Here is a 26,397-nt window from a genome sequence, read left to right as displayed (position 1 = left end):
GCAAGGGCATGGTTGCAATCCGGGTGATCCGCGAAGACGGGGCAGACCCCGCCGTGGCGCTTCCCTCTTACGAAACCTCGGGGGCGGCCGGCGCGGACGTGCGTGCCAATCTGCCCGGCGGCGCGCCGATTACGCTGGACCCCGGTCAGCGGGCGCTGGTGCCGACCGGCCTGCGCATTGAAATCCCACAAGGGTATGAGGTGCAGGTTCGGCCCCGCTCGGGCCTTGCGTTGAAGCATGGGATTACACTGCCCAACACGCCGGGCACTATCGACAGCGACTATCGTGGGCCTTTGGGCGTGATCGTGATGAATGCGGGACAGGAACGGTTCGAGATCGCCCACGGAGATCGTATCGCGCAGCTTGTGGTCGCGCCGGTAGTGCAGGCAACGTTTGAACTGGCTCAGGCTCTGGGCGAAACCGATCGCGGGGCTGGCGGTTTCGGCTCGACCGGGCGCGGCTGATGCTGTTGGTTTTCATCCTGGCTGCTGGGCTTTGGGGTGTCGGTTATATCGCCGGCACGTCGAAAAAAGCGCGGGTGGTTTCCGTGAGTATGTTGCTGGCCGGCGTCATACTGTCCCATCTGATCTTGCCGGATGGGCACCCTCTTCGCGAAGCAACGGGTGGGTCTGCGGCGCTTTGGCTGATCCTCGTGGGTTTCGCGGCGCTGGCTTTGCTGTATGGCAGAATACTCAAAGCCTTGCGTAACCGCGCAGTTTCAACTTCGGAACCGGAGCCCGACATGCCCTCGGACCGATTTACCGAGGCCGAGCTGGACCGCTATGCCCGCCATATCGTTTTGCGCGAACTGGGTGGGCCCGGTCAGAAAAAACTTAAAAAAGCCCGCGTACTGGTGATCGGAGCAGGTGGTCTGGGTGCACCTGCGCTGCAATATCTGGCGGCTGCGGGTGTCGGCACGATCGGGATCATCGACGATGACGTTGTCGAGAATGCCAACCTGCAACGACAGGTCATTCACCGGGACGCGGATATTGGAATGCCCAAGGTCTTTTCGGCGCAGCAGGCGATGGAGGCGCAAAACCCGAACGTCGTTGTTCTGCCCTATCACCGCCGCTTGAGCGAGGAAATCGCCACCGACCTGTTTGCAGACTTCGATCTGATTCTTGACGGAACCGACAATTTTGAGACCCGGTATCTGGCAAACCGAACCGCCGTCGCGCTGGGCAAACCGCTGATCTCGGGGGCTTTGTCGCAGTGGGAAGGTCAGCTGAGTGTGTTTGACCCGGCCAATGGCAGCCCCTGCTATCAGTGCATCTTCCCAGAGGCCCCGGCCCCCGGTCTGGCCCCGTCCTGTTCCGAGGCCGGCGTGATCGGCCCGCTGCCGGGCGTCGTCGGATCGATGATGGCGGTCGAGGCGATCAAGGTGATAACGGGCGCCGGCGTGGCGCTGCGCGGCGAGATGCTGATCTATGACGCGCTGTACGGCGAAAGCCGAAAGATTGTTCTGACCCGCCGGGACGATTGCCCCGTTTGTGGCATGAGAAACGATTAACCTTTCTTCACATGGGATGGGTGTTCTGGAACACCCGGCCATGGCGACATAGCTATGGGATCAAAGGAGATCCGCATGACCAACCCGATCCTGTCCAACTGGACCACACCGTTTGAAATCGCCCCTTTTTCCGATATCTCGGATGATGATTTCTCGCCGGCACTGGAGCAGGCGATGAAAGAGCATAACGCCGAGATTGACGCGATAGCGGCAAATCCGGATACCCCCACATTCGCCAACACGATCGAGGCGCTCGAGGCTGCGGGCGGGCAACTGGACAAGGTTCTGTCGGTCTTCTTCACGATTGCGGGCGCGGACAGCAACCCCAAGCGGGAAGAACTGCAACGCGCGTTTTCCCCCAGGCTTTCGGCGCATTTTTCGGGCATTTCTTCCAACAAGTCGCTGTTCAAACGTGTGGCCGACCTATGGGCACGGCGCGATGATCTTGACCTGACCGAGGAGCAGGCGCGTGTGCTGATGCTGACCCACCGGGGCTTTGTGCGTGCCGGCGCGGCTTTGGAAGGGGACGAAGACGCCCGCATGCAAGAGATCAAGTCGCGCCTCGCGTCGCTGGGCACGTCGTTTACCCAGAACTTGCTGGCGGATGAGCGGGACTGGTACATGGATCTGACCGAAGAAGATCTGAACGGCCTGCCGGATTTCGTCGTGGACGCGGCGCGTGCCGCGGGGCAGGAGAAGAAAGCCAAGGGGCCGGTGGTCACCTTGTCACGGTCGCTGATCGTGCCGTTTCTGCAATTCTCGCCCCGCCGGGACCTGCGTGAAAAAGCCTATCGCGCCTGGGCCGCACGCGGTGCCAATGGGGGCGAGACAGACAACCGAGATATCGCGGCCGAGATCCTGGCCTTGCGCGAAGAGCGTGCCAAGCTTCTGGGCTATGACACGTTCGCCGACTACAAGCTGGAAACCGAGATGGCGCGCACGCCGGATCGGGTGCGTGAACTGTTGATGCAGGTTTGGGAACCGGCCAAGTCCCGCGCCGACACCGACGCGGATGTTCTGACGCAGATGATGCAGGAAGACGGCATCAACGGCCCGCTGGAAGCCTGGGATTGGCGGTACTATGCTGAAAAGCGGCGCAAGGCGGAACATGATCTGGATGAGGCCGCGTTGAAACCCTATCTGCAACTGGATCGTATGATCGAGGCTTCGTTTGCCTGCGCCAACCGGCTTTTCGGGCTGGAATTCAAACCGTTGGACGTACCCCTCTATCACCCGGATTGCCGGGCTTGGGACGTTACCCGCGACGGGCAGCATGTTGCCGTATTTATCGGAGACTACTTTGCACGAGGGTCCAAGCGGTCAGGTGCCTGGTGCAGCGCGATGAGGGCGCAGGCCAAATTCCCAAAGAAGCAGACACCGGTTGTCATCAATGTCTGCAACTTTGCCAAGGGGGATCCCGCCCTGCTGTCCTATGATGACGCGCGGACTCTGTTTCATGAATTCGGCCATGCCCTGCACCAGATGCTGTCCAACGTGACATATGAAAGCATCTCGGGCACGTCTGTGGCGCGCGATTTCGTAGAATTGCCCAGCCAGCTTTACGAACACTGGCTGGAAGTGCCCGAGGTTCTTGCCGAGTTTGCGACCCATGCGGAAACGGGCGAGCCGATGCCGCAGGAAATGCTGCAAAAGGTGCTTAAGGCGGCCAATTTCGATCAGGGATTCCAGACGGTGGAATATGTCGCCTCGGCCCTTGTTGATCTGGCCTTCCACGATGGCGAGGCGCCGACAGATCCGATGGCGAAACAGTCAGAAGTTTTGGCCGGGTTGGGGATGCCGAAGGCCATTGGAATGCGCCACGCTACTCCGCATTTCGCGCATGTCTTCGCAGGCGATGGCTACAGCTCGGGGTATTACAGCTATATGTGGTCCGAAGTGATGGATGCCGACGCCTTTGCCGCCTTTGAAGAGGCGGGAGGTGCCTTTGACCCCGAACGCGCCAAAGCGTTGGAGGACAACATACTGTCCACTGGCGGTTCGCGCGAGGCAGAAGACCTGTATCTGGCGTTCCGGGGAAGATTGCCGGGGGTTGACGCCCTGTTGAAAGGCCGCGGTCTGATCGCGGCCTGAAATCAGTAGCCCAAAGCGCGATCCACCAGGTGCACGAAGGGCTCTCCGGCTTCGCCGCGCCGGATGTTTTCGCAAATGACCTGCGCGGCTGTGGCCGGGCGGGTCTCGGACGCGATATGAGGGGTCACCGTCACGTTCGGATGTGCCCAATACGGATGATCGGGGGGCAGGGGCTCGACCCGGAACACATCCAGCGTCGCGTGACCGACCTGACCCGCGTTCAAGGCATCCAGCAGCGCATCGTCATCGATCAGAGGTCCGCGACCCGGGTTGATGATCCGCGCGCCCTTGGGCAGCAGGGCCAGCGTTTCAGCATTCAACGCGTTTTCGGTGGCAGCGGTGTCAGGCAGCAGCAGAACCAGTATCTCGGCCTGGGAAAGCGCGTCACGTAGACCGTCAGGACCATGCAGGCAATTTACGCCGGGGATGTCCTTGGCGGTGCGGCTCCAGCCTGTGACCGTGAAATTCAGCGAGGCCAGGGCGCGGGCCGCGGCTTCGCCCAACGCGCCGAGGCCCAGAATGCACACTTTGCGCTCTTGCGCCAAAGGTGGGGCATCCGGGGCCCAGACGCCATCCTGGATGGTGATGTGGCGATCCATTCCCAGATGATAGCGCAGCACATGGCCCACCACCCATTCGGTCATACCCTGCGTCAGCCCGTGATCCACCATTCGCGCCAAGGGGACGGTCAGCGTGTCATTGTCCGCGATCTTTTCAACCCCGGCCCAGAGGCTCAGAACCGCCTTCAGGCGTGTAAAGGGCGAAAAATCCAGTAACCCGCCATTTGGAGCGTAGACAACGTAATCGACCTGATCCGGGTCAAATTCCGTACCGAGCCGCGCCTCAACGCCAGTTTCCGCAAGGTATCGAGTGAGCAGCGGTTCATAGACGGGCCACAGGGCAGGGCGCGCGGAAAACAGAACGTTTACGGGCATCGGGGGCCTTTCAGATCAGCGGGGACGATGGATATGAGCGCTTTGGACGATGCCGAACGCGGCCATCAGCACCAGCATGGCCGATCCGCCATAGCTGACCATTGGCAGAGGGACGCCCACAACCGGTGCCATGCCCATCACCATCGACATGTTGACGGCAAAGAACAAGAAGAAGTTCAGCGCGATGCCCAGAGTAACCAGTGACGAGAACCGATCCTTGGTGGCCAGTGCGGTCGCCATGCAGAACACAAGGATCAGGGCATAGAGAATCAAGAGCGTGATGCCACCGACAAACCCGAACTCCTCTGCGAGGGTGGTGAAGATGAAATCGGTGTGTTTCTCGGGCAGGAAGTTCAGCCGGGATTGCGTACCCTGCATGAAACCGCGCCCGTTCCAGCCGCCGGAACCAAGGGCGATCTTGGATTGCGTGATGTGATATCCGGCACCCAAAGGATCGGTAGAAGGGTCAAGAAACGTGTCGATCCGGCGGAACTGATAATCCTTGAGCAACTGCCATTCGGTCCCGCGACTGTTGAACACGGCGGCGATCAGGCCCACGACGGCGGCAATGACGGCTGCAAAGTAAGCCCAGTGGACACCCGCAAGAAACATCAGCCCGCCACCGGCAGCCAACAGCAGGATCGACGTGCCGAGATCCGGCTGCTTCAGAACCAGCAGGGTTGGTAGGACAATCAGGGCCACGGGAATAAAGACCCACAGAGGGCGCGACGTCTTGTGCGATGGCAGCCAGTCGTAATATGCCGCCAGAACCATGACCAGGGCCACCTTCATGACTTCTGAGGGTTGCAGGCGCATGAACCCAAGGTCGATCCAACGCTGCGCACCCATGCCGATGGTGCCGAACAATTCCACGAAGACCAGCAACGCAACCGACCCGAGATAGGCCAGCACGGACATGTTGCGCCAGAACCAGATCGGAACCAAAGCAATGATGAACATCGCGATCAGGCCAAGCCCAAACCGCTCCATCTGCGGTTCTGCCCAGGGTGTCCACGACCCGCCTGCAACCGAATACAGCATCAGGAACCCTGCGCTGGCCGTGCTGATCAGCAACAGGGTCAGCGGCCAGTTCATGTACAGGAATTTCCGAAACCCCGACGGCGTGGATTTCACGGCATATTCAAGATAGCTCATGCGCGGTCCTTTCCATCGGGACGCGCTTTGGGGCGACGGTCGCCCTCGAGCCGTTTTTGCTGTTCCTTGATGCGCTCGCGGTCGGCAACCGGATATGCTTCAAGCGGCGGAGTACCGTTATAGAGCGCCTGAAGCATGATATCGCGGGCGACCGGTGCCGCCGCCTTGGACCCGCCGCCGCCATGTTCAACGACCACGGCAACCGCGTATTTCGGATTGTCATAGGGCGCGAAGCAGACGAACAAGGCGTGGTCGCGACGTTCCCATGGCAGGTCTTCGTTGCGTATAACGCCGGCGGCACGCTCGGCCTTAGTGATGTTGCGGACCTGGCTGGTGCCGGTTTTGCCGGCCATGCGGAACTCGTCTGCGATGATGCGACTGCGATAGGCCGTCCCCCGCCGATCATTCGAGACCGAGTACATGGCCTTGCGCACCTGTTCCAGATTGTAGGCGTTGATGTCCAGCGGTTCCCCTGCGCCCGAAGGCTGCTCGACACCGTCGATCGATCGTACAAGGCGCGGTGTCACCGATCGGCCGGTGGCTATACGAGCCGTCATGACGGCCAGTTGAAGCGGTGATGCCAGCATGAACCCTTGCCCGATGGACGCGTTGGCCGTGTCGCCCACCAGCCAATCCTGACCGTGTGTCCGCTGCTTCCATTCCTGATTGGGGGCAAGTCCAGCGGCAACCGCCGACATCGGAATATCGTGCTTGACGCCCAGCCCCAATGTACGGGCCATTTCGGATATCTTGTCGATCCCGACCCGCAAAGCCACGTCGTAGTAATAGACGTCGCAGCTGCGTTTAAGCGACAGGTTCAGATCGACCGTACCATGCCCACCGCGCTTCCAGCAGTGGAACCTGCGGCTGCCGACCTTCAGATGTCCGGGGCAATACACTGTGTTTCCAGGGCCTATTACGCCGGCCTCCAGCGCGGCCAATGCGGTGACCATCTTGAACGTCGACCCCGGAGGATAAGTGCCTTGTACGGACTTGTTGGCCAGAGGGCGATACTTGTCCCCCGTCAAAGCCCGATAATCCGCGACCGAGATACCGCGCACAAACAGATTAGGATCGAAACTGGGTGTAGAGCTGACAGCGCGCAGGTCCCCGGTTTCGCAATCCAGAACAATTGCAGCCGCGCTTTCACCTGCCAGCCGCGCTTGCGCATATTGTTGCAGGTCGGCATCGATCGCCAATTGCAAGTCCGCACCCGGCTGACCTTCCTGCCGGTCCAGCTCGCGCATTACGCGCCCTGTGGCGTTGACTTCGACACGCTTTGCGCCGGCTTTGCCACGCAAGGCAATTTCCTGCTTGGCTTCCAACCCGACCTTGCCAATCTGAAACCTGGGAATTCGCAAAACCGGCTCGGGGTCTTCGAGTTTGCTGAGATCGTAGTCGCTGACCGGGCCGACATAGCCGACGATATGGGCGAAATCCTCATAGCGTGGGTATTGCCGTGTCAGGCCGACCTCGGGCGTCACACCCGGCAGGGCCGGGGCATTGACCGCCACTTTCGAGATGTCTTCCCAAGTGACCTGATCCGCCAGAGTCACCGGCAGGAACGGCGCTGATCGGCGCATTTCGGTCCGGGCGCGTTGGATCTCATCATCGTTCAGCGGGATGAGTTCCGACAATTTGGCAATCACCTTGTCGACGTCTCCCGCATCCTCACGCACGATGACGATTCGATAGGATGGTGAGTTCTGACCGATGATCTGACCATTGCGGTCATAGATACGTCCACGGGTTGGCGGGATGAGTCGAATGTTGATGCGGTTTTCTTCGGCCAGCAGGCGGTATTCGTCGGCCTGATCCACCTGCATGAAACGCATCCGTGCGGCCAGCCCGCCGATAAAAGCCGCCTGCAAACCGCCCAGCAGCAGCGCCCGGCGTGGCAGCCGTTTATAGGCAAGGCCCTGCGACTTAGGCTTGCGTTGTTTCATGCTCCGCCCCCTACGGCTCCGGCATCCGCAGCAGACAGACGGTGGACGCCAAATACGCTTTGGCTCAACAGCACGATGAACGGGTAGAAGGCGATTGTCAGCACAAGTTGCATCACGACTGGCCACAAAGCGGCCTGCTGCACAGACAAGATCGACAAAACGACTCTATTCGTCAAAAAGACCATGGAAATCACCACACCGACAGACATCCATTCTCCGACAAATCCGGTGTCCTTCATACCCGGAGCGGCAGAGCGCAGATAGGCTGTGCCAAACACCACCAGCGCAGCCAGAAGGCCGGGCGGGCGTTGCAGCAACAGATCCGCCATCAGCATGACAAACGCGACCAACAGAGTGGGCACATAATCGGGGCGCCGCAATACCCAGGCAAAGGTCAGCGCAATCAATACATCAGGAAAAGGCCAGCGATCCGGTTGCGCATCAAGCGGCAGCAAATGCAGAAACAGCACGACAAAGGCCAGCGCAACGTAAAGGCCGCGCATTGCCCAGTTGTATGAGGCGGGCCTATCCATCGCTGACCTCATCCGGTACAAGCGCAGTTTCGGGCCGAGTTGGCCCGACGATCCCACCCGGATCCTGAATTGGCGGGGGCGAATGGAAGCGCAGAACGCGAAGAAACTCGAGCCGTTCAAAATCCGCTGAAAGGCGAACGCGCAAACGGCCGCCCGGATCCGCGGCGATCTGGCCGATCAAAAGGCCTGCCGGAAAAACGCCACCGTCGCCGGATGTGATCACCCGATCACCGGGGCGGACCAGCTCTCGGTTTTCCAGGAACTCGACCACTGGGGCCGGAGTATTGTCTCCTTTGATCAACGCGGTCTGGCCAGAAGGCTGAATCGTTGCCGGAATGGCGCTGGTGGCGTCCGTCACCAGGATCACCCGAGCCGTATCTGGTCCGACGCCGGAAATTCGGCCAACCAGCCCGATGCCATCCATCGTGGCCCAGCCATCAACGATCCCGTCGCGTTCCCCCACATTCAACAGGACGGACTGCCGGAAGGGTGATCCGCTGTCGGCCATCACAACACCCGTGATGTATGTCAGGCGCGGGTCGAGGCGGACATTGTTCAGATCCAACAGCCGCGCATTTTCCTGCTCCAATTGCAGTGCGGCCTCTTTCCAGGCACGCATCAGGCGCAGTTCGCTGCGCAGCTCGCGGTTTTGCTCGCTCAGACGCTGGTAGCTTTGGAAATCGCGCACAAGGTTCACAGCGGCGGTCACGGGCACCATGGCCCAATCCATCGACGGTACGACCGCGTCCACCACCTGCGCGCGGAACCGCTCGACGCGCGGGCTGTCGATCCGCCAGACCAGAAAGATGCCCAGCAAGCACAGGATGACGATCCCCAGCAACAAGCGGCGCAGAGGGGTCGTGTAGTCATCGCGCTGTGATCGGTCTTTTGCCACAGGTTACCTTCCCGTGCTGCTCGTGCCGAATTCAGACTGCCCCTAAAAGGTGCGCGCCTCAGCTTTCGTAGTCAATCGCGTGGCGCAGCTGTTTTTCGTATTCTAGCGCCTTGCCGGTGCCCAAAGCCACACAATTCAGGCTTTCGTCGGCAATCGACACGGCCAGGCCGGTCTGTTCGCGCAGGGCCAGATCCAGATCACCCAGAAGCGCGCCACCGCCGGTCAACATCACGCCCCGATCCACGATATCGGCGGCCAGATCGGGTGGAGTGGTTTCCAGCGCAGTCATCACCGCTTCGCAGATCTGCTGGACGGGTTCCGACAGTGCCTCGGCGACCTGGGCCTGGCTGATCTCGATTTCCTTGGGTACGCCGTTCAACAGGTCACGACCCCGAATATGCATCGACTGGCCGCGTCCATCATCAGGCATCCGCGCCGTGCCGATGGTGGTCTTGATCCGCTCGGCGGTGGATTCACCGACCAGCAGGTTCTGCTGGCGACGCAGGTACGAGATGATGGCTTCATCCATGCGGTCGCCACCCACGCGGACCGAGCGGGCATAGACGATGTCGCCCAGCGACAGAACCGCCACTTCGGTTGTACCACCACCGATGTCGACGACCATGTTGCCGGTCGGGTCGGTGATCGGCATGCCCGCGCCGATGGCGGCGGCGATCGGTTCGGCGATCAGGCCGGCGCGGCGGGCACCAGCGGACAGAACCGACTGACGGATCGCCCGCTTTTCAACGGGTGTCGCGCCATGGGGGACGCAGACGATGATCTTGGGCTTCGAGAAAGTCGAACGCTTGTGAACCTTGCGGATGAAGTGCTTGATCATTTCTTCGGCTGTATCGAAGTCAGCAATCACACCTTCGCGCATGGGGCGGATGGCTTCGATAGAACCGGGCGTCCGGCCCAGCATCAGCTTGGCATCTTCGCCGACAGCCAGAACTTTCTTCACGCCGTCCTTGACGTGATAGGCTACGACCGAAGGCTCAGACAGGATGACACCGCGCCCCTTGACGTAAACCAGCGTGTTCGCCGTTCCAAGGTCGATGGCCATGTCCGCTGTGAACAGGCCGCCCAGATTGCCAAAGATCCCCATGTTTCCCCTGATCCTGTATGTCGGTTTTTCTACTGCCCGCGACTCGACGGTTCCGGGACGGATGACTTATAGGGTGCCATCACGCCCGGTAAAAGGGCTGATTCCGCGACAATCAGCACCTTTCCGCCTTATTGAATGGGACTTTAGAAGGCAAAATGCTCTCTTATCAACACATTTACCACGCCGGGAATCTGGCTGATGTCCAAAAGCACGCATTGCTGGCCTGGGTGCTGAATTATTTGACGCAGAAGGACAAGCCGCTCAGCTATGTCGAAACGCATTCTGGACGGGGGCTGTACCAGTTGGACGCGGACGAATCCATGCGGACGGGCGAGGCGGCGGCGGGAATCGAGCGCGCGAAACGAGAAGGGTGGTTCGGCCCCGGACATCCGATGGCGCGGGTTCTGAAAAACATACAGGCCCGGCACGGCGACGCGGCCTATCCGGGATCGCCGATGATTGCAGCACATCTGTTGAGGGATCAGGACAGTCTGCATTTTGCCGAGCTGCACCCCCAGGAACATGCCGCGCTGTCTTTGGCAATGTCACCGTTCGGGGCGAAGGTGTATCGGCAGGACGGGTTTGAACTGGTGCAATCCCTGATGCCTCCGACGCCGCGAAGGGGGCTTTTGCTGATTGACCCAAGCTATGAGATGAAGACCGATTACGATCGACTGCCCGGAGTGATTGCCAAACTGCACCGGAAATGGAATGTCGGGGTGATCGCGCTGTGGTACCCGGTTCTGACGGACAAACGCCACGCCCGGATGATCGCGACGCTTGAAGCGCAAAACTTCCCCAAGGCCATTTGTCATGAGGTGACATTTCCACCGGTGCGCGAAGGGCATCGGATGGTGGGATCAGGGATGTTCATTCTGAACGCACCATTCGGCATCGAGGAAGAAACGACACGCCTGTCGCAGCTATTTGCAAGCCTCTGAGGTCAGCCACCAGAAATGCAACCGATACTCCTGCCCTGTTTGCCTGCATCAGAGATGCCGTCAAGCATGTTGGGCCCGGCAGCGCGCCGCAGGCGCGCTGCCGGGCCCAAAGCTGCAAGGGTGCTCGGCGCAGCCGGGCAACCGCAGGTGCGGGAGCCCCTCACCGCGCCACTTTGGATCAGGTCAGGTCTTTGTAGCTGATTTCGCGGGCATCCGCGCCCGGGCCGGTCTTTTCCCGGCGCACGATCAGGCGGTTCAGCGCGTGGATATAGGCTTTGGCCGAAGCCACGACGGTATCCGTGTTCGCCGACTGACCCGTGGCGATCATGCCATCTTCTTCCAGCCTGACCGAAACCGTGGCCTGCGCATCGGTGCCTTCGGTCACCGCATGAACCTGATACAGCTGCAAACGGGCCGTGTTGGGGTGAATCGCACGGATTGCCTTGAAGGTCGCGTCTACCGGCCCGTCGCCATGTTCAGTTGCGATGACGTCCTTGCCGTCGACTTCCAGCTCAACCGTCGATTCCGCCTGCCCGCCGGTGCCGCAGGTGACTTTCATCGACACCAATTGCAGATAGTCGTCCGCCTCGTCCAACGTCATCAGCGCAATGAGATCGTCGTCGAACACTTCTTTCTTGCGATCCGCCAGATCCTTGAACCGCACGAAGATGTCTTTGAGTTGATTGTCGCCAACTTCAAAGCCCAGCGTTTCCAGTTTGTCGCGCAGAGCCGCGCGGCCCGAGTGCTTGCCCAGAGGCAGGGATGTGCCCGACAGGCCGATATCCTCGGGGCGCATGATCTCGAAATTGTCGCGGTTCTTGAGCATGCCGTCCTGATGGATGCCGCTTTCGTGGGCAAACGCGTTCTTGCCGACGATGGCCTTGTTGAACTGAACGTTGAAGCCCGACACCGTAGCGACCCGGCGCGAGATATGCATGATCTTGGTCGTGTCGATCCCGGTGTGGAAGGGCATGATGTCATTGCGCGTGCGCATAGCCATTACGACCTCTTCCAGGGCGGTGTTGCCAGCGCGTTCGCCCAGGCCGTTGATGGTGCATTCGATCTGGCGTGCGCCACCGATGACCGCCGCCAGCGAATTCGCTGTCGCCATGCCGAGGTCGTTGTGACAATGGGTGGCGAAGATCACCTCATCTGCGCCCGGAACCGTTTCGATCAGGCGTTTGATCAGGTCAGCGGATTCCAGAGGCGCAGTATATCCCACGGTGTCGGGGATGTTGATGGTGGTTGCCCCGGCCTTGATCGCGATTTCGATGACGCGGCACAGGTAATCCCACTCGGTCCGGGTCGCGTCCATCGGCGACCACTGCACGTTTTCGCACAGGTTGCGCGCGTGGCTGACCGTTTCGTGAATTTTGTCAGCCATCTCGTCCTGTGTCAGGTTCGGAATGGCGCGGTGCAGCGGAGAGGTGCCGATGAATGTGTGAATGCGGTTCTGTTCCGCGTGTTTGACCGCCTCCCAGCAGCGGTCGATATCGGCGAAATTGGCGCGGGCCAGACCGCAGATGCGGCTGTTTTTCGATCGTTGTGCGATCTCGGACACCGCTTTGAAGTCACCTTCGGATGCGATCGGAAAACCCGCTTCGATGATGTCGACGCCCATGTCATCCAACAGTTCGGCAATCTCGAGCTTTTCGTCATGGGTCATGGTCGCGCCGGGGCTCTGCTCGCCGTCGCGCAAAGTGGTATCAAAGATCAAGACGCGGTCTTGGTCGGTCACGTTGGTCATGGGAATCTCTTTCTTGTCTGTCCTAAAGCCTGTTGGCGCGCTGGCGTCCTCCTCTGAGCGGGCGCGCCGGATGGCACGCTCAGAGGCGGATTAGGATCAGTAGGCCACGCAGAACCGCGCCGTGAGGGGCGGCTTTGGCAAAAGGGATATCTGCGCAGTTGATCATGGGTTTGAGGTTATACAGACGCCGCCGGGAATGAAAAGAACCAATTTTCGACAAGTTGCGGTGTACGGGGTTGGAAATTCCCGTCCCTTGATTGATCCGTCCATGCCGCTAGCTGGTCGCAGATGGATACTGCTTTGATCATTGGTGCGTCCGGCGGGATTGGTGCGGCCGTACGCGAGCAATTGGAGGCACAGGGCGTTGCGGTGACGTGCCTCTCGCGCTCTGTCGAGGGGTTCGATCTGATGGAGCCAGATCGAGCAAGCCGGATGCTTGATCGCCTATCGGGCCCGTTCGATCTTGTTCTCGTCGCTTCCGGGGCGCTGGAAATTTCAGGCAATGCGCCCGAAAAGACCATTCGATCTGTTTCGGCAAGGGCAATGATGGACCAGTTTGCTCTGAATGCCGTTGGTCCGGCGTTGGTGCTAAGCCGGGCCCATCAGTTGTTGCCGCGATATCGGCGTTCCGTATTTGCTGTATTGTCCGCGCGGGTCGGGTCCATTGGCGACAATCGGATGGGCGGCTGGATCAGCTACCGCGCGGCCAAGGCCGCGGTCAATCAAATCGTCCATACTTCGGCAATTGAATTGGCCCGGACCCATAAACAGGCGATATGTGTTGCGCTGCATCCCGGCACGGTCAAGACAGAGTTTACTCGGAAATATCTGGGACGGCATCCTGCCGTTGAACCCGGTGAAGCCGCGCGCAACCTGATGTCCGTGATCGGCGGGTTGCGCCCGGCGGATACCGGTGGGTTCTTTGACTGGGCCGGAAAACCAGTTCCCTGGTGAGCGATCATTCGCCAGACGGATCTGGCTGTGCCGTCTCTGAGTCCGGGTCTGTCTGCTGTGCCGGAGCGTCTACGCCGCCCTGCTGGTCCAGGGTTTGATTTGGCAAAACACCGTTTTCCCAGATACCGGTTTCTTCTTGCCCGTTGGCATAGCGCATGGTTCCGCTGCCCTGCCTTTTGTTGTCGACAAAGTTGCCCTCATAGACGTCGCCGTTCGAATAGGTCGCTATGCCTTCGCCGTTGATTTTGCCTTCGGACCAGTCGCCGACATACTTGAACCCGGCACGGGTCACGATTTCTCCTTTGCCGTGACGCTTTCCGTTCACGAAGTCCCCGGTGTAGACCGTGCCGTCAGAGTATGTCGCCTTACCTTTTCCCTGACGAACCCCGTTGACCCAGTCTCCGTCATATATCGAACCGTCCGCGCGGGTCATCACACCCTTGCCGTGGCTTTGCGCGTTTTTGAACTGACCCTTATAGATCATGCCGGTGGCATAGGTCGCCGTACCCTGGCCTTCGATGACGCCGGCGATCCACTCACCCTCGTAAGTGGAGCCGTCGGGATAGGTGATGCGGCCGTTTCCTTCCGCCAGATCGGCCACGAAATCGCCCACATAGACCGAACCGTCGGGATAGGTCAGCTCACCCAGGCCTTCTATCTGACCCTGGTTCCAGTCGCCGGTGTACACAAAACCATCGGTTCCGGTGAACGTGCCTGTGCCATGGCGGCGATCATCGACAAAATCGCCCTCGTAGACGTCCCCTGACGCGTGAGTTACTTTGCCTTTGCCCTGACGGCGCCCCTGCACAAGCTCGCCTTCATAAACATCGCCATTGGCATAGGTCAGGCGACCTGTCCCGGTGATCTGGTCCTGCGTCCATTCGCCTTCGTATACCATTCCGTCAGGCATTGTCTGGGTGCCCGTGCCATCGCGCAAGCCGGCGTTGACATCGCCTTCGTAAACGCTGCCATCGGCATAGGTGATCGTGGCCTTGCCTTGCCGCTGACCGTCCACCCAGTCGCCATCGTAGACATATCCGTCGGGAAAGGTCAGTTTGCCCTTGCCGTGCCGTTGTGCGTTCCTGAACTCACCCTCATATCGCGAGCCATTGGCAAATTCAGCGACGCCCGTGCCGTTGATGGATCCGTTGGACCATTCTCCATCATAGCTGCTGCCATTGGCGTAAACGATCTTGCCGCGCCCTTCCGGCTGACCTTTGACGAACGCGCCTTCATAAACCGATCCATCCGGGTACTTGGTGACGCCCTGGCCCTGAATTTCGCCTTCCACCCACTGGCCGGTGTATTCGAACCCGTTGGGCAGCCGATACGTACCCGTCCCGTGGCGCAGGCCATTCTCATAAGTGCCCTCGTAGACGCCGCCCACTTCGTCATCCTTGACGATAATCGTGCCGTCCTGTGCAAAAGCGGTCGCAGCTGCCAGGCTCATGGCCACAGCCCCAATTGAGTTTCGGATCACGTTCATTTTGGTCCTGCCTGCCGGATCATCGTTGGTTGCATCCCTGGGCGCAAAACTAGGGTACCGTCGCGGGCAGGGCAACGGGTTTTGCCGCATTGGCCTTTTACTCGCGCGATGATCTGCTAAATGGCAATAGGACTGACGAGGCAAGAGGGCAGCATGGCCGACCGTTTCCGCATCACTCTGGCGCAACTGAACCCGACCTTAGGGGATATCGACGGCAATGCGACCAAGGTCGTTTCCGCGTGGGAACAGGGCAAGGCGGCGGGGGCCGATCTGGTGGCGTTCCCCGAGATGTTCATCACCGGATACAACACGCAGGATCTGGTGCTGAAGCCGGTGTTTCATCGCGCGGCCATGGATGCGGTCGAGTCTCTGGCGGCGAAATGCGCCGATGGGCCCGCGATTGCCCTGGGTGGTCCGTGGGTCGATGATGGCAAGTTGTACAATGCCTATCTGATCCTGAAGCGGGGGCGGATCACCAGCAAGGTTCTGAAGCACCACCTGCCGAATGAGACTGTTTTCGACGAAGTGCGCCTGTATGATGCGGGTCCTCTGGGCGGTCCGTATTCGGTTGGCAACTTCCGGATCGGCAGCCCCATCTGCGAGGATGGCTGGCACCCGGATGTGGCGGAAACGCTTGAGGAAACCGGTGCCGAGTTTCTGCTGATCCCCAATGGGTCGCCCTATTTTCGGAACAAATACGATGTACGTCTGAACCATATGGTCGCGCGCGTGGTCGAAACGGGCCTGCCGCTGATCTACCTGAACATGGTCGGCGGGCAGGACGATCAGGTCTTTGACGGCGCCAGCTTCGGTCTCAACCCGGGCGGAGAGTTGGCCTTCCGGATGCCGGTATTCGACGAAGTGGTTTCTCAGGTGGATCTTGAGCGCGGCGATGATGGCTGGCGCATTGTGCCGGCAGAAATCGTGCCCCAGCCGGATGTGTGGGAGCAGGATTATCGCGCGATGGTGCAGTCCCTGCGGGACTATTTTGGCAAGACCGGTTTCAAAAAGGCACTTCTGGGACTGTCCGGAGGGATCGATTCCGCCTTGGTGGCGACCATCGCGGTGGATGCCATCGGGGCCGACAATGTTCGCTGCGTGATGTTGCCGTCGGAATACACCAGCCAAGCGTCATTGGACGATGCCGAGGCCGTCGCCAAGGCGCTGGGTGTGCACTATGACCATGTGCCGATTTCGGAAAGCCGGGCTGCCGTCACCAACACGCTCGCTCCGCTATTTGCGGGGTTGGACGAAGGCTTGACCGAGGAGAACATTCAGTCGCGCCTGCGCGGGCTTTTGCTGATGGCGATCTCGAACAAGTTTGGTGAAATGCTGTTGACCACCGGCAACAAGTCCGAGGTTGCGGTGGGCTATGCCACGATCTATGGCGACATGAATGGCGGCTACAACCCGATCAAGGATCTGTACAAGACCCGCGTGTTCGAAACCTGCCGCTGGCGCAACGCCAATCATCGAGACTGGATGATGGGGCCTGACGGAGAGGTCATTCGCCCGTCCGTCATTGACAAACCCCCCAGCGCCGAACTGCGCGAAGATCAGAAAGACAGTGACAGTCTGCCGGACTATCCCGTGCTGGACGCGATACTTGACATTCTGGTCGATCAGGATGGCTCCATCGCGGATTGCGTCGCCGCCGGATTTGACGAGGCGGACGCGCGAAAGGTCGAGCACCTGATCTATATCAGCGAGTACAAACGATTCCAGTCCGCTCCGGGCACGCGCTTGAGTAAGCGGGCATTCTGGCTGGACCGGCGGTACCCGATCGTAAATCGCTGGCGTGATCGTCACTGAAATCGAAGCCAAACTCGTCAGATCGGAAACAGTGAAGTTTCGGTGCTTTGCATTGTTCCCTGATCGAGGGGCAAAGCCCGTGCAACCGGGCGAAAAAGGCCATCCCTGGCTTGCTTGGGTGACATTTTTCTGACACATTTTTGCTTGGAAGTTGCCCAATGTGGGGCGGATGCGACGCATTGCCGTTGATGGCGAAGGCTAAATGTGACGAACGCAGCGTATCCGGGGTTGGATGTCTGAGTGAATGGTTTGGTGTTAAAATGTACGAGGATTATGAAAGATCGCTTCATGCGCCTTTGAAGTGGCGTACGATGGAATCTCCGCCGCAAGAATTGGATGAAGAAAAGCTGGATGCAGCAATTGCCGATTTGTTGAATGAGCAGCGGCAGTCGGAAGATCAGAGAGTGGCGATGTTGCGGCCAGAGTTTCCGCAATTGCTTCCACAGGAAGATGTGTCTGCGCAAGCTGCGCTGAAGGAAAACCGGTTGTCCTCGATCTTGCGTCAGAAATGGGCGGAACTGTCCGGCGCAGCGTAACCTTCGGCCCGCAATCATAGCCTCGGGCGTCTGGGTCACAGATGCCAAAATTCGCGTGGTCGCGGTGACGGTTTGTATTGCCTATGCTTTGTCTCTTGGTCTCCATAACGGTCCAAGTGACAGAGTAAGGCCTATCGATGACCGCGCCCAAACCGACTCCTGTAGAACCTGATCTTGCCCTGCCCAAAACCGTTGATGTCGTGGTCATCGGCGGCGGAATCATCGGCGTTTCAACCGCGTTGGAACTGGCCGAGCGGGGTGCCTCGGTTCTTTTGTGCGAAAAAGGGCAGATTGCCGCCGAACAGAGTTCTCGCAATTGGGGGTGGGTCCGTCTTGGGATGCGGGACCCAAGAGAGATACCCCTGATGCAGGAATCGTTGCGCATCTGGCAGACGCTGGATGACCGGCTGGACCGCAAGACAGGTTATACCCGATCCGGTATCCTTTTTGGCGCATCGGGCAAGCGGGATGCGGGGAACATGGAGCGTTGGCTGTACCACGTGGAGGGTTTGCAGACCGGCGCGCGGATGGTTTCGGGCGGTGAGTTGGCAGACCTTTTGCGCGGCAACCAAACGGGCTTTGAAACAGCGCTGTACATGCCGCAGGATGGTCGTGCAGAACCACAGTGGACAGCCCCCGCCATTGCCGAAGCTGCGCGGGCTCGGGGCGCGGTGATCATGACGAATTGCGCCGTGCGCAGCGTGGACGTTCAGGCTGGACGTATCGCCGGTGTCTTCACCGAACGCGGCAGAGTTGCCAGCGGGCGCGTCGTTCTGGCCGGGGGCGCGTGGTCGCGCCTGTTTGCAGGCAATGCGGGGATCGAACTGCCGCAGCTGAAAGTTCTGAATACGGTCCTGCGCACATCCCCCATCGCAGAGGGGCCTGAGGCGGCGTTGTGGTCGGATGATTTTGCGATCCGAAAGCGGGCCGATGGCGGTTACACAATTGCGTCCGGTCATGAGAATACCGTTGACATCGTGCCAGACAGTTTTCGATTGGCGATGCAGTTCCTGCCGGCATTTGTGCAGGAGTGGAAATCTCTGCGCTTTCGCCTGTCCAAACGCTGGACGATCGAAGCAAAACAGGACCGGAGATGGCTGCCAACCGATGTGACACCATTCGAAAAGTGCCGGATCCTGGACCCTGAGCCGTCGCAAAAAACGTTGCGACGCGCCTGGGCCAGTGCATGCAAGGGATATCCCGCTGTGCAAACGGGCGAGATCGTACAAAGCTGGGCAGGTATGATCGATGTGACGCCGGATGCCATTCCCGTCATCTCGGGTGTGGATGATCTGCCGGGAATGTACATTGCCACCGGGTTTTCAGGCCATGGTTTTGGGATCGGACCCGGGGCGGGGCGGCTGATGGCTGATCTGGTTTCAGAAACAGTGCCTTGCGTGGACCCGGCTGCCTTTCGCCTGTCGCGGTTCAGCGACGGTTCAAAAGTGCGACCGGATCCGGGGTACTGACAGCCTAACCCATCATCTGGTAGCTGACCGGGACAAAGCGGAAGCCTTCTCCGCGTGCCTCAACATAGCCTGCACCGGGGAAAGGCATGTGATAGCCGACCATAGGCACTTTGTCGGCAGCCAGCATGCCAAGGACATTGCGGCGCGCGGCAGTTGCTGCGGCCTTGTCCATGTCAAACCGGACTTCCCATTCGGGATGAGCGAAAGACCAGACATAGTGGTTGGCCAGATCCGCCGTCAGCACCAGACGTTGCCCGTTGCTTTCCAGATGATAGACCGTGTGGCCCGGTGTATGGCCATAAGCGGCAACCGCGGTAATGCCCGAGGCAACCTCGCCCCCGTCTTCGACAAAGGTCATTTTCTCGGCCAGTGGTGTGACTTTTTCAGCGACCAGATCGCCCACGCGATTGCCTGCGTCCTGCGCAGCCCAGAAATCATATTCCGGAGAAGCCGTCACGTAGCGCGCATTGGCGAAGGTGGGCGCGCCTTCGGTGGTCATGCCACCGATATGGTCAGGGTGCATATGCGTTATCACGACCACATCGATCTGATCCGGGGTTACACCCGCATCTGCCAGCGCGGCCTGTATGCCACCTTGCCCCAGACCGGTATCAAACAGAACCAGCTCTGAGCCTGTGTTGACCAGTGAGGGGGTAAAGAAAAACTGTGCGACGTCTGCGGGAATGAAGTTCTCAGCCGAAACCTTGGCGAATTCTTCGTCCGTCGCACCGTCCCCAAAAATCTCTTTGGCTCCGTCGCGTGGAAAGCTGCCATCCAGCAGGGTCGTGACCGTGAAGTCGCCAACATGAAATGACTTGGCGATGGTCGAGTTTGCTTTGGTTTCCGGGCTTGCGGCCAGAACCGGTGCAGCTGCGGTTGCAAACGGCAAGGCGGCGGCAGTTCCCAAAGCGGCGCGGCGTGTAAGTTTTATTGTCATCTTCGTTCTCCCTGTCAGGACATCATTGTTGCAGTTAGGGCGTCGAGAGTCTGTTGCCAGTGTATACGCCATTCAGATGGGGTGCATGGATGAATATTACGTGTTAATTTTTGTTCATGGCGCGATCAGACAACAAGACAGTTCCGACAGATCAAAGCGTCGAGAATTTCCTGAGAACGGTTCAACCGGCGCGCCGTGCTGAAGACGCGCACCAGCTTGACAAATTGTTTCGCGCCACCACCGGGTTTAGCCCGGTCATGTGGGGCCCGTCGATCGTCGGGTACGGCCGCTACCACTATCGCTACAAATCGGGTCGTGAAGGGGTCTTTCTGGCAACCGGTTTTTCGCCGCGCAAATCAGCTTTGGTGATTTACATCATGCCGGGTTACGCAGATTTTGCGGATCTCATGGCCAGATTGGGAAAGCACAAGTTGGGCAAGTCCTGTCTTTACGTCAACAAACTGGCGGATATCGACACGGGCGTTTTGCGCGAACTCATTCGCGCCGGACTGGACGACCTCGACAGGGTGTGGCCGGTGAAACCTTTCTGAATCACCTGATGGATCAAGCGGCGGCTGGACAAAAACGCCCCCATGTGACAAGAGCCGCGCCAACAGGAGACACCCATGACAACCACCCGTTTCGCCCCGTCGCCCACCGGTTACATCCATGTGGGCAACCTGCGCACCGCCCTGATGAACTATCTGATTGCCCGCAAGGCAGGCGGTACGTTTATCCTGCGCATCGATGATACCGACCCCGAGCGGTCGAAAGAAGAATATGTCGATGCCATCAAGCAGGACCTGGAATGGCTGGGTTTGCATTGGGACCGGGTCGAGCGTCAGTCGGACCGTCTGGACCGCTATGCCGAAGCGGCCGACAAGCTGCGCGCGATGGGTCGTTTGTACGAAGCGTTCGAAACGCCGACCGAGCTGGATCTGAAACGCAAGAAGCAACTGAACATGGGCAAGCCGCCGGTCTATGACCGCGCTGCGCTGAACCTGTCCGAGGCCGAGAAAGAGAAGCTGCGCGCCGAACGTGGCAACGGCGTCTGGCGCTTCAAGCTGGATCATGAACGTATCGAATGGAATGACGGCATTCTTGGCGACATCTCGATTGATGCGGCTTCGGTTTCCGATCCGGTTCTGATCCGTGGCGATGGTCAGGTTCTCTATACGATTGCGTCGGTTGTGGATGATACTGAAATGGGCGTGACGGATGTTGTACGGGGTTCGGACCATGTGACCAACACGGCGACGCAGATCCAGATCATCGAGGCGCTGGGCGGGCGTTGTCCGCGCTTTGCGCACCATTCTCTGCTGACTGGTCCGCAGGGCGAGGCATTGTCGAAACGGCTGGGCACGCTGGCCTTGCGCGATCTTCGCGAACAGGGTGTGCAACCGATGGCATTGCTGAGCCTTATGGCGCGACTGGGCTCGTCTGATCCGGTTGAGCTGCGCTCGGAAATGGCCGAGCTGATCGAAGGGTTCGATGTAAACCGGTTTGGCGCCGCGCCGACCAAGTTCGATGTACAGGACCTGTTCCCGCTGACCGCCAGGCATTTGCAATCGCTGCCGCTGTCCGAGGTGGCCAGTGCCGTTGCGGATGCCGGTGTTCCCGATGAATTGGCAGAACCTTTCTGGGCCATGGCCCGCGAAAACATCACCACCCTGGCCGATCTCAAGGGCTGGTGGGAGCTGTGCCGTGACGGGGCCGATCCCCTGATCGCCGATGAAGATCGGGAATTTATTGCCCAGGCGATGGCGTTGCTGCCCGAAGGACCGTTCGATGGTGACACGTGGGGCACCTGGACCAAGGCCGTGAAAGAGGCAACCGGTCGCAAGGGCAAAGGCCTGTTCATGCCACTGCGCAAAGCGTTGACCGGCATGGAGCGCGGCCCGGAAATGGCTGCGCTGATGCCGTTGCTACAGGTGATCCGCGCGCGCGGCTAACGTGGTGGCACACCAATTTTCTGGGCCACGTCATCGGCGTGGCCCTTTTTTTGTTACGCCGGCTGTACGAACAGCACCGATAAACTTGTCAGGCGGTCATCGACAAAATCACGTTCGACAGGTTTGAGTTGCTGATGGCGTGGATAACGCGGTTCGGCGCGATCATTCAGGATCGGGGCATCCCAGCCTGTTGTCGTCTCAAAGAATCGATCCGCGCCGTCTTCGCCGAATGCCCGCAAGTAACCCTGCACGACAACATCGATATAGCTGAGCAGCAACGGGTGGTGATTGCTGGGCTGGCTGTGCCGATCCTGCGGGACGGCGTAGACAGCTATTTCGACGTCGTGCGTCAGGGGATGTGAAACCGACTGCGTTGCGGGAATTCGGTCATACGCCCATTCCCGTTCATCCAGCGCGGCCCAGTCATTATTGGGAACATGCGCAATCATGCCTTCGATCTCCGACTTCGGGTCGGGCACGGCAGTCAGAAACGCCACGGGTCGCAGATCGGTATGCCGCCAGGCCCGCCGCCAACCCTTCAGTCGCGCGGGGCGCGGATCGGGGAAATCATGCGTCGCGAGGTTCACGAGGCTGCCATAGCCAAAGAAATAGGGGTCGGCCATCCAAGAAGTGTCCTTTGGGTCGATTGATGTATGTCAAACCGCTTTTTTCCCGGACATGCAATAAGGTTGCATCTTGAATTTAGGGAGGCCCTCATGCGGATTACCAAAAGGACGAATATCGCTGTGCGCCTGTTGATGTATTGCGCAGCTCACCCGGACAGGCTGGTCACGAAATCCGAAATCGCCGAAGTGTGCAACATTTCGGAAAACCATCTGGCGCAGGTGATCAATCAGCTGAGCCAGCTGAACTATCTGAGCACGCAGCGCGGTCGAAACGGTGGCATGTCGCTGGCGCGCCCCGCGGATCAGATCCGCATCGGTGCGGTGTTCCGGCATGTTGAAGGGGCTTTGCCTATTGCCGAGTGTTTCGCCGACGCGGACAACACGTGCCCTCTTACGGATGCCTGCCGGCTGAGGCTTGCGCTTCAGGACGCGGCAGAGGTGTTCTATGCGTCCCTGGACGATGTTACACTGGATGCGCTGGTATGTGACAATGATCCGCTGCTGAGGCTCTTGCAGCCCGTGGCCTGCGTGCGCTGATTTCAATCGCTCGCTCGCAATATGCGCGCCGGACGCACCGAAAGTGGACGCAGGGCAAATGCCAGCCCAGCACATAACGTGACGCCTATCCCGGCCAGTACGATGCCGAAGGCCGATGACCAGATGACCGTGAACTCTGTGTCGAAGATGTAGGTGGCAACGGCCCAGCCGCCCAGAATGCCAACGAACAGCGCGACGCAACCCGCAGCGGTCCCAAGCAGAACGGATCGCAGGCCGAAGCTGCGCAGGATACGGCCACGATCTGCACCCAATGTCCTGAGGATCGCTGCTTCGTATCTGCGGGCAGGTTCGCCTGCCGCCGCAGCGCCGATCAGAACCAGAAATCCGGTCAGCAGCGATACTCCTGCACCGTACGAGGTTGCTGCGGCGATGCCTGCCAGCAGGCCCGAGACACGATCAATGGCGTCGCGCACCCGGATGGCCGTGATATTGGGGAACTGGCCTGCAAGATCCCGCAGGATGGCCGCCTCGGCCTGTTCTTCGGCATAGACCGTCGCGATAAAGCTGTGCGGCGCACCAGCCAGCGCAGAGGGGTTCATCGACATGACAAAGCCCATTCCCGCGGTAGAGAAATCCACCTCGCGCAGGGACGTCAGCTCTGCCGTGATGTCTCGCCCCAGGATATTGACGGTCAGTTGGTCGCCCAGGTTCAGGCCCATCTCTTCGGCTTCTTCTGCGGCAAAGCTGACCTGGGGTGCACCTGCGTAATCTTCGGCCCACCATTCCCCTGCGGTCAGGCGTGCGTTCAGCGGCGGTTGAACCGAATAGGTCACGCCGCGATCCCCTTCCAGCACCCAGTGACCTCCGGCCACGTCCCGAGCGGGCTGGCCGTTGATCTGCGTGATGATCCCGCGCAACATCGGCGCGCTTTCAATGCGGCTGACCGCGGGGTCGTTTTGCAGGCGTTCGGTGAAGCCGAGCATTTGATCTTTCTGGATGTCCACAAAGAAGTACGACGGCGCAACATCCGGCAGGTTGCCCGAAATGGCGTTGCGCAGGGTCCCGTCGATCTGCCCGACTGCAGCCAGCACCGACAGGCCCAGCCCCAGTGACAGAACCACAGATCCTGCACCTTCGCGTGGGTCCGAGATGGCCGACAACGCCCATCTGACTGTGGGTCGCCCGCGGGCCAACGAAGTCCCAGCCCGGGCCAGTTTGCGAATGGCATAAGCGGCGAGGGCCAACAGCGCCAGTGCACCGACAAGCCCGCCGCCGGTCCAGACAGTAAGCCACGTCGAGCCGCTGAACCATGATGCCAGGGCGATCAGCAACAACAGCCCGGCACCGGTTGCCACGACGTAAATCAGACGTGGAAAGGGGCGGGCCGAGCTCAGCGCGTCGCGAAACAACGTCGCGGCGCGCACATCTTCGGTGCGGGCCAATGGCCAAAGGGTGAACAGGAACGCTGTGAGCAGACCGTATATTGCTGCCTCGATCAGCGGCTGTGGATAAAGGGAAAACACTGCTGGAACCGGCAATTGGCTTTCCAGCAGCGGGGCCAGAACAAGCGGCGCCAATCCACCCAGCGTCAGGCCGATCGCGATCCCGAAGACGGACAGAACGCCAATTTGAATCATGTAGGTTTGAAAAATGGTGGCGCGATCGGCCCCCAAGGTACGCAGAGTCGCAACCGTTTCTGTCTTCTGCGCCAGATAAGCACGCACGGCGGCAGAAACGCCGATGCCGCCGACGGCAAGCCCGGACAGCCCGACAAGGACAAGAAATGCACTCAGGCGATTGACGAACTCGGATATCCCGGGGGCACCGTTGCGTGCATCCGTCCAGCGCATTCCCGTGCCTTCGAATGCCGCGTCAGCCCTTGCGGATACATCCGAAAGATCTGCGTTCCGGGGCAGGATCATCCTGTACTTTGTTGAAAACAGTGTTCCGGGTTCCAGCAGACCGGACGCCTGCAACGCCTTGGTTCGCACCAGAGTGCGCGGCCCAAGGCCAAACCCATCCGCCGCGCTGTCGGGCTCGTCCAGCAAGGCAGCCGTCAGGATGAACTCTTGCGTCCCAAGTGAAAACCGATCACCGACGGACAACCCAAGCCGGTCCATCAGCACAGGTTCCATCACGGCCCCGGGCAAGCCGGAACTGCCGTTCAGGGCGTTTTCCAGCGGGATCTCGGGTTCCAGCCGTACCGAGCCGACAAGTGGGTACGCGTTGTCGACCGACTTGACCTGAGTCAGCGCTCGTTCCGGACCTGTCGCGCCGGGCACAACGGCCATCGAGCGGAAATCAACAACCTCGGACATCTGGACGGATGTCTGTTGCATCCAGGAGCGCTCTGCCTCATCGGCAAAACGATAGGTGAATTCAAGTTCGGCATCGCCCCCCAACAGCGAGGCCCCTTCTTGCGCAAGCCCAGCCTGTATGGCTTGCCGCACCGACCCGACGGCTGCGATGGCGGCGACCCCCAACGCCAAACAGGCCAGAAAGATCCGAAAACCGCTCAGGCCTCCGCGTAGCTCGCGGCGGGCGAGCCGCCCGGCCATCCGCAGGCTCATTCCGCGGCCTCCTGCCGGGTCTCTTCGGCGATCCTGCCGTCACGCAACCGAACGACCCGATCACATCTTTCGGCCAATGAATGGCTGTGGGTCACCAGAATCAGGGTTGCATCGTATTTCCGGCGCAGACCAAACAGCAAATCAACAATTGCGGCCCCGTTGGTTTCGTCCAGATTCCCGGTCGGTTCATCAGCCAACAGGATTTTGGGACGCGGTGCAGATGCTCGTGCCAAGGCAACACGCTGTTGTTCTCCGCCCGACAGTTGCGCCGGGTAATGATCGCGACGGTGCGACAGGCCAACGGCGTCCAGCTCTTGCTTGGCCCGGTCGAACGCATCCTTGTGCCCTGCCAGTTCCAGTGGGGTTGCCACGTTTTCAAGCGCGGTCATCGTCGGGATCAGGTGGAAGTTCTGAAACACCACCCCCATACTGTCGCGCCGAAACCGGGCCAGAGCGTCCTCATCCATGTCGGTCAGGTCTTGACCCAGCGCCATGATTTGACCGTGCGTCGCCTGCTCCAACCCCGCCATCAACATCAGCAGCGAAGACTTGCCCGAGCCAGAAGGCCCGATAAGCCCCAGCGTCTCGCCTTTGTTCACAGTCAAAGTGATGTCGTGCAGAATATCGACCCGCCCGGCATTGCCATCCAGGGACAAAGAGGCATCTTGGAGGGCGAGAACAGCAGTCGTCATGGGT

23 protein-coding genes are annotated in these 26,397 nt (G+C 59.9%); 11 read left to right on the top strand and 12 right to left on the bottom strand.

The window, feature by feature from the left end:
* Positions 1–8: 8 nt before the first annotated feature.
* The 3 genes from dut to GOW56_RS11850 all read left to right on the top strand — a co-directional run bounded on the left by dut (position 9) and on the right by GOW56_RS11850 (position 3,604).
* A complete protein-coding gene (gene dut / locus GOW56_RS11860; RefSeq protein ID WP_171119662.1) occupies positions 9–464 on the top strand; it encodes a dUTP diphosphatase in 456 nt (151 codons plus the stop codon).
* Positions 464–1,513 carry a HesA/MoeB/ThiF family protein gene (locus tag GOW56_RS11855; RefSeq protein WP_171171086.1) on the top strand — a complete coding sequence of 350 codons (1,050 nt, stop codon included), beginning with the start codon at positions 464–466 and terminating at the stop codon, positions 1,511–1,513. The genes dut and GOW56_RS11855 overlap by 1 nt, the downstream gene beginning before the upstream one ends.
* Before the next feature lie 75 nt (positions 1,514–1,588).
* Positions 1,589–3,604 (top strand): M3 family metallopeptidase, encoded by a 2,016-nt coding sequence (locus GOW56_RS11850; RefSeq protein WP_171206017.1) that lies wholly within the window; start codon positions 1,589–1,591, stop codon positions 3,602–3,604.
* A 2-nt stretch (positions 3,605–3,606) separates the two neighbouring features.
* Here the strand turns inward: GOW56_RS11850 and GOW56_RS11845 are convergent, their stop codons facing one another.
* From GOW56_RS11845 to GOW56_RS11820, 6 genes are read right to left on the bottom strand one after another with little or no spacing between them, the layout of a single operon-like run.
* Positions 3,607–4,539 carry a glyoxylate/hydroxypyruvate reductase A gene (locus GOW56_RS11845; protein ID WP_171206016.1) on the bottom strand — a complete coding sequence of 311 codons (933 nt, stop codon included), beginning with the start codon at positions 4,537–4,539 and terminating at the stop codon, positions 3,607–3,609.
* 15 nt (positions 4,540–4,554) lie between these two features.
* Complete coding sequence (gene rodA / locus GOW56_RS11840; protein WP_171206015.1) at positions 4,555–5,694, bottom strand: rod shape-determining protein RodA; 1,140 nt, start codon at positions 5,692–5,694, stop codon at positions 4,555–4,557.
* Entirely contained in the window at positions 5,691–7,640 is a 1,950-nt protein-coding gene (mrdA, locus tag GOW56_RS11835) for a penicillin-binding protein 2 (RefSeq protein WP_171206014.1), read from the bottom strand. Before mrdA ends, rodA begins: the two co-directional genes overlap by 4 nt.
* The gene (locus GOW56_RS11830; protein WP_171206013.1) at positions 7,637–8,173 is read right to left on the bottom strand and encodes a rod shape-determining protein MreD; all 537 of its coding nucleotides are present in this window, start codon (positions 8,171–8,173) and stop codon (positions 7,637–7,639) included. Before GOW56_RS11830 ends, mrdA begins: the two co-directional genes overlap by 4 nt.
* Complete coding sequence (gene mreC, locus GOW56_RS11825) at positions 8,166–9,068, bottom strand: rod shape-determining protein MreC (protein ID WP_170346418.1); 903 nt, start codon at positions 9,066–9,068, stop codon at positions 8,166–8,168. The genes GOW56_RS11830 and mreC overlap by 8 nt, the downstream gene beginning before the upstream one ends.
* 58 nt (positions 9,069–9,126) lie before the next feature.
* Positions 9,127–10,173, bottom strand: coding sequence for a rod shape-determining protein (locus GOW56_RS11820; protein WP_039523195.1), 1,047 nt, complete (start codon positions 10,171–10,173; stop codon positions 9,127–9,129).
* Between the two features lie 155 nt (positions 10,174–10,328).
* Here GOW56_RS11820 and GOW56_RS11815 point away from each other — a divergent pair, with 155 nt between their 5' ends.
* Positions 10,329–11,114 (top strand): 23S rRNA (adenine(2030)-N(6))-methyltransferase RlmJ, encoded by a 786-nt coding sequence (locus GOW56_RS11815; protein WP_171206012.1) that lies wholly within the window; start codon positions 10,329–10,331, stop codon positions 11,112–11,114.
* A gap of 178 nt (positions 11,115–11,292) precedes the next feature.
* On the opposite strand, the gene GOW56_RS11810 is transcribed toward GOW56_RS11815, so the two are convergent.
* Complete coding sequence (locus tag GOW56_RS11810) at positions 11,293–12,861, bottom strand: 2-isopropylmalate synthase (RefSeq protein WP_171119655.1); 1,569 nt, start codon at positions 12,859–12,861, stop codon at positions 11,293–11,295.
* A gap of 288 nt (positions 12,862–13,149) precedes the next feature.
* Here GOW56_RS11810 and GOW56_RS11805 point away from each other — a divergent pair, with 288 nt between their 5' ends.
* Positions 13,150–13,815 (top strand): SDR family NAD(P)-dependent oxidoreductase, encoded by a 666-nt coding sequence (locus GOW56_RS11805; protein ID WP_171206011.1) that lies wholly within the window; start codon positions 13,150–13,152, stop codon positions 13,813–13,815.
* Positions 13,816–13,819: 4 nt separating this feature from the next.
* On the opposite strand, the gene GOW56_RS11800 is transcribed toward GOW56_RS11805, so the two are convergent.
* A complete protein-coding gene (locus tag GOW56_RS11800; RefSeq protein WP_171206010.1) occupies positions 13,820–15,301 on the bottom strand; it encodes a 2-isopropylmalate synthase in 1,482 nt (493 codons plus the stop codon).
* 153 nt (positions 15,302–15,454) lie between these two features.
* Between GOW56_RS11800 and GOW56_RS11795 the strand changes: the two genes are divergently transcribed.
* From GOW56_RS11795 to GOW56_RS11785, 3 genes are all read left to right on the top strand, one after another.
* Positions 15,455–17,113: an NAD+ synthase gene (locus tag GOW56_RS11795; protein WP_171206009.1), complete on the top strand. Its 1,659-nt coding sequence runs from the start codon at positions 15,455–15,457 to the stop codon at positions 17,111–17,113.
* 311 nt (positions 17,114–17,424) lie between these two features.
* The gene (locus GOW56_RS11790; RefSeq protein WP_254447215.1) at positions 17,425–17,649 is read left to right on the top strand and encodes a hypothetical protein; all 225 of its coding nucleotides are present in this window, start codon (positions 17,425–17,427) and stop codon (positions 17,647–17,649) included.
* A 137-nt stretch (positions 17,650–17,786) separates the two neighbouring features.
* A complete protein-coding gene (locus GOW56_RS11785; RefSeq protein ID WP_171206008.1) occupies positions 17,787–19,118 on the top strand; it encodes an FAD-binding oxidoreductase in 1,332 nt (443 codons plus the stop codon).
* A gap of 4 nt (positions 19,119–19,122) precedes the next feature.
* On the opposite strand, the gene GOW56_RS11780 is transcribed toward GOW56_RS11785, so the two are convergent.
* Positions 19,123–20,055, bottom strand: a complete 933-nt coding sequence (locus GOW56_RS11780) for an MBL fold metallo-hydrolase (RefSeq protein WP_171206007.1) — start codon at positions 20,053–20,055, stop codon at positions 19,123–19,125.
* Positions 20,056–20,171: 116 nt separating this feature from the next.
* Here GOW56_RS11780 and GOW56_RS11775 point away from each other — a divergent pair, with 116 nt between their 5' ends.
* Positions 20,172–20,606, top strand: coding sequence for a DUF1801 domain-containing protein (locus tag GOW56_RS11775; protein ID WP_171206006.1), 435 nt, complete (start codon positions 20,172–20,174; stop codon positions 20,604–20,606).
* Positions 20,607–20,681: 75 nt separating this feature from the next.
* Positions 20,682–22,007, top strand: coding sequence for a glutamate--tRNA ligase (gene gltX / locus GOW56_RS11770; protein WP_171119648.1), 1,326 nt, complete (start codon positions 20,682–20,684; stop codon positions 22,005–22,007).
* 53 nt (positions 22,008–22,060) lie between these two features.
* On the opposite strand, the gene GOW56_RS11765 is transcribed toward gltX, so the two are convergent.
* Positions 22,061–22,630, bottom strand: coding sequence for a gamma-glutamylcyclotransferase family protein (locus GOW56_RS11765; RefSeq protein WP_171206005.1), 570 nt, complete (start codon positions 22,628–22,630; stop codon positions 22,061–22,063).
* Positions 22,631–22,723: 93 nt separating this feature from the next.
* Here GOW56_RS11765 and GOW56_RS11760 point away from each other — a divergent pair, with 93 nt between their 5' ends.
* Complete coding sequence (locus tag GOW56_RS11760) at positions 22,724–23,170, top strand: Rrf2 family transcriptional regulator (protein ID WP_170346430.1); 447 nt, start codon at positions 22,724–22,726, stop codon at positions 23,168–23,170.
* Positions 23,171–23,172: 2 nt separating this feature from the next.
* Here the strand turns inward: GOW56_RS11760 and GOW56_RS11755 are convergent, their stop codons facing one another.
* Both GOW56_RS11755 and GOW56_RS11750 read right to left on the bottom strand, forming a co-directional pair.
* Complete coding sequence (locus tag GOW56_RS11755) at positions 23,173–25,701, bottom strand: ABC transporter permease (protein ID WP_171206004.1); 2,529 nt, start codon at positions 25,699–25,701, stop codon at positions 23,173–23,175.
* Positions 25,698–26,393 carry an ABC transporter ATP-binding protein gene (locus GOW56_RS11750; RefSeq protein WP_171171056.1) on the bottom strand — a complete coding sequence of 232 codons (696 nt, stop codon included), beginning with the start codon at positions 26,391–26,393 and terminating at the stop codon, positions 25,698–25,700. Before GOW56_RS11750 ends, GOW56_RS11755 begins: the two co-directional genes overlap by 4 nt.
* Between the last annotated feature and the right edge of the window lie 4 nt (positions 26,394–26,397).

Origin of the sequence: Ruegeria sp. HKCCA0235A, assembly GCF_013033235.1 — a bacterium.
Taxonomy (GTDB): Bacteria; Pseudomonadota; Alphaproteobacteria; order Rhodobacterales; family Rhodobacteraceae; genus Ruegeria.
This window is presented reverse-complemented; position numbering and strand designations above follow the sequence as displayed.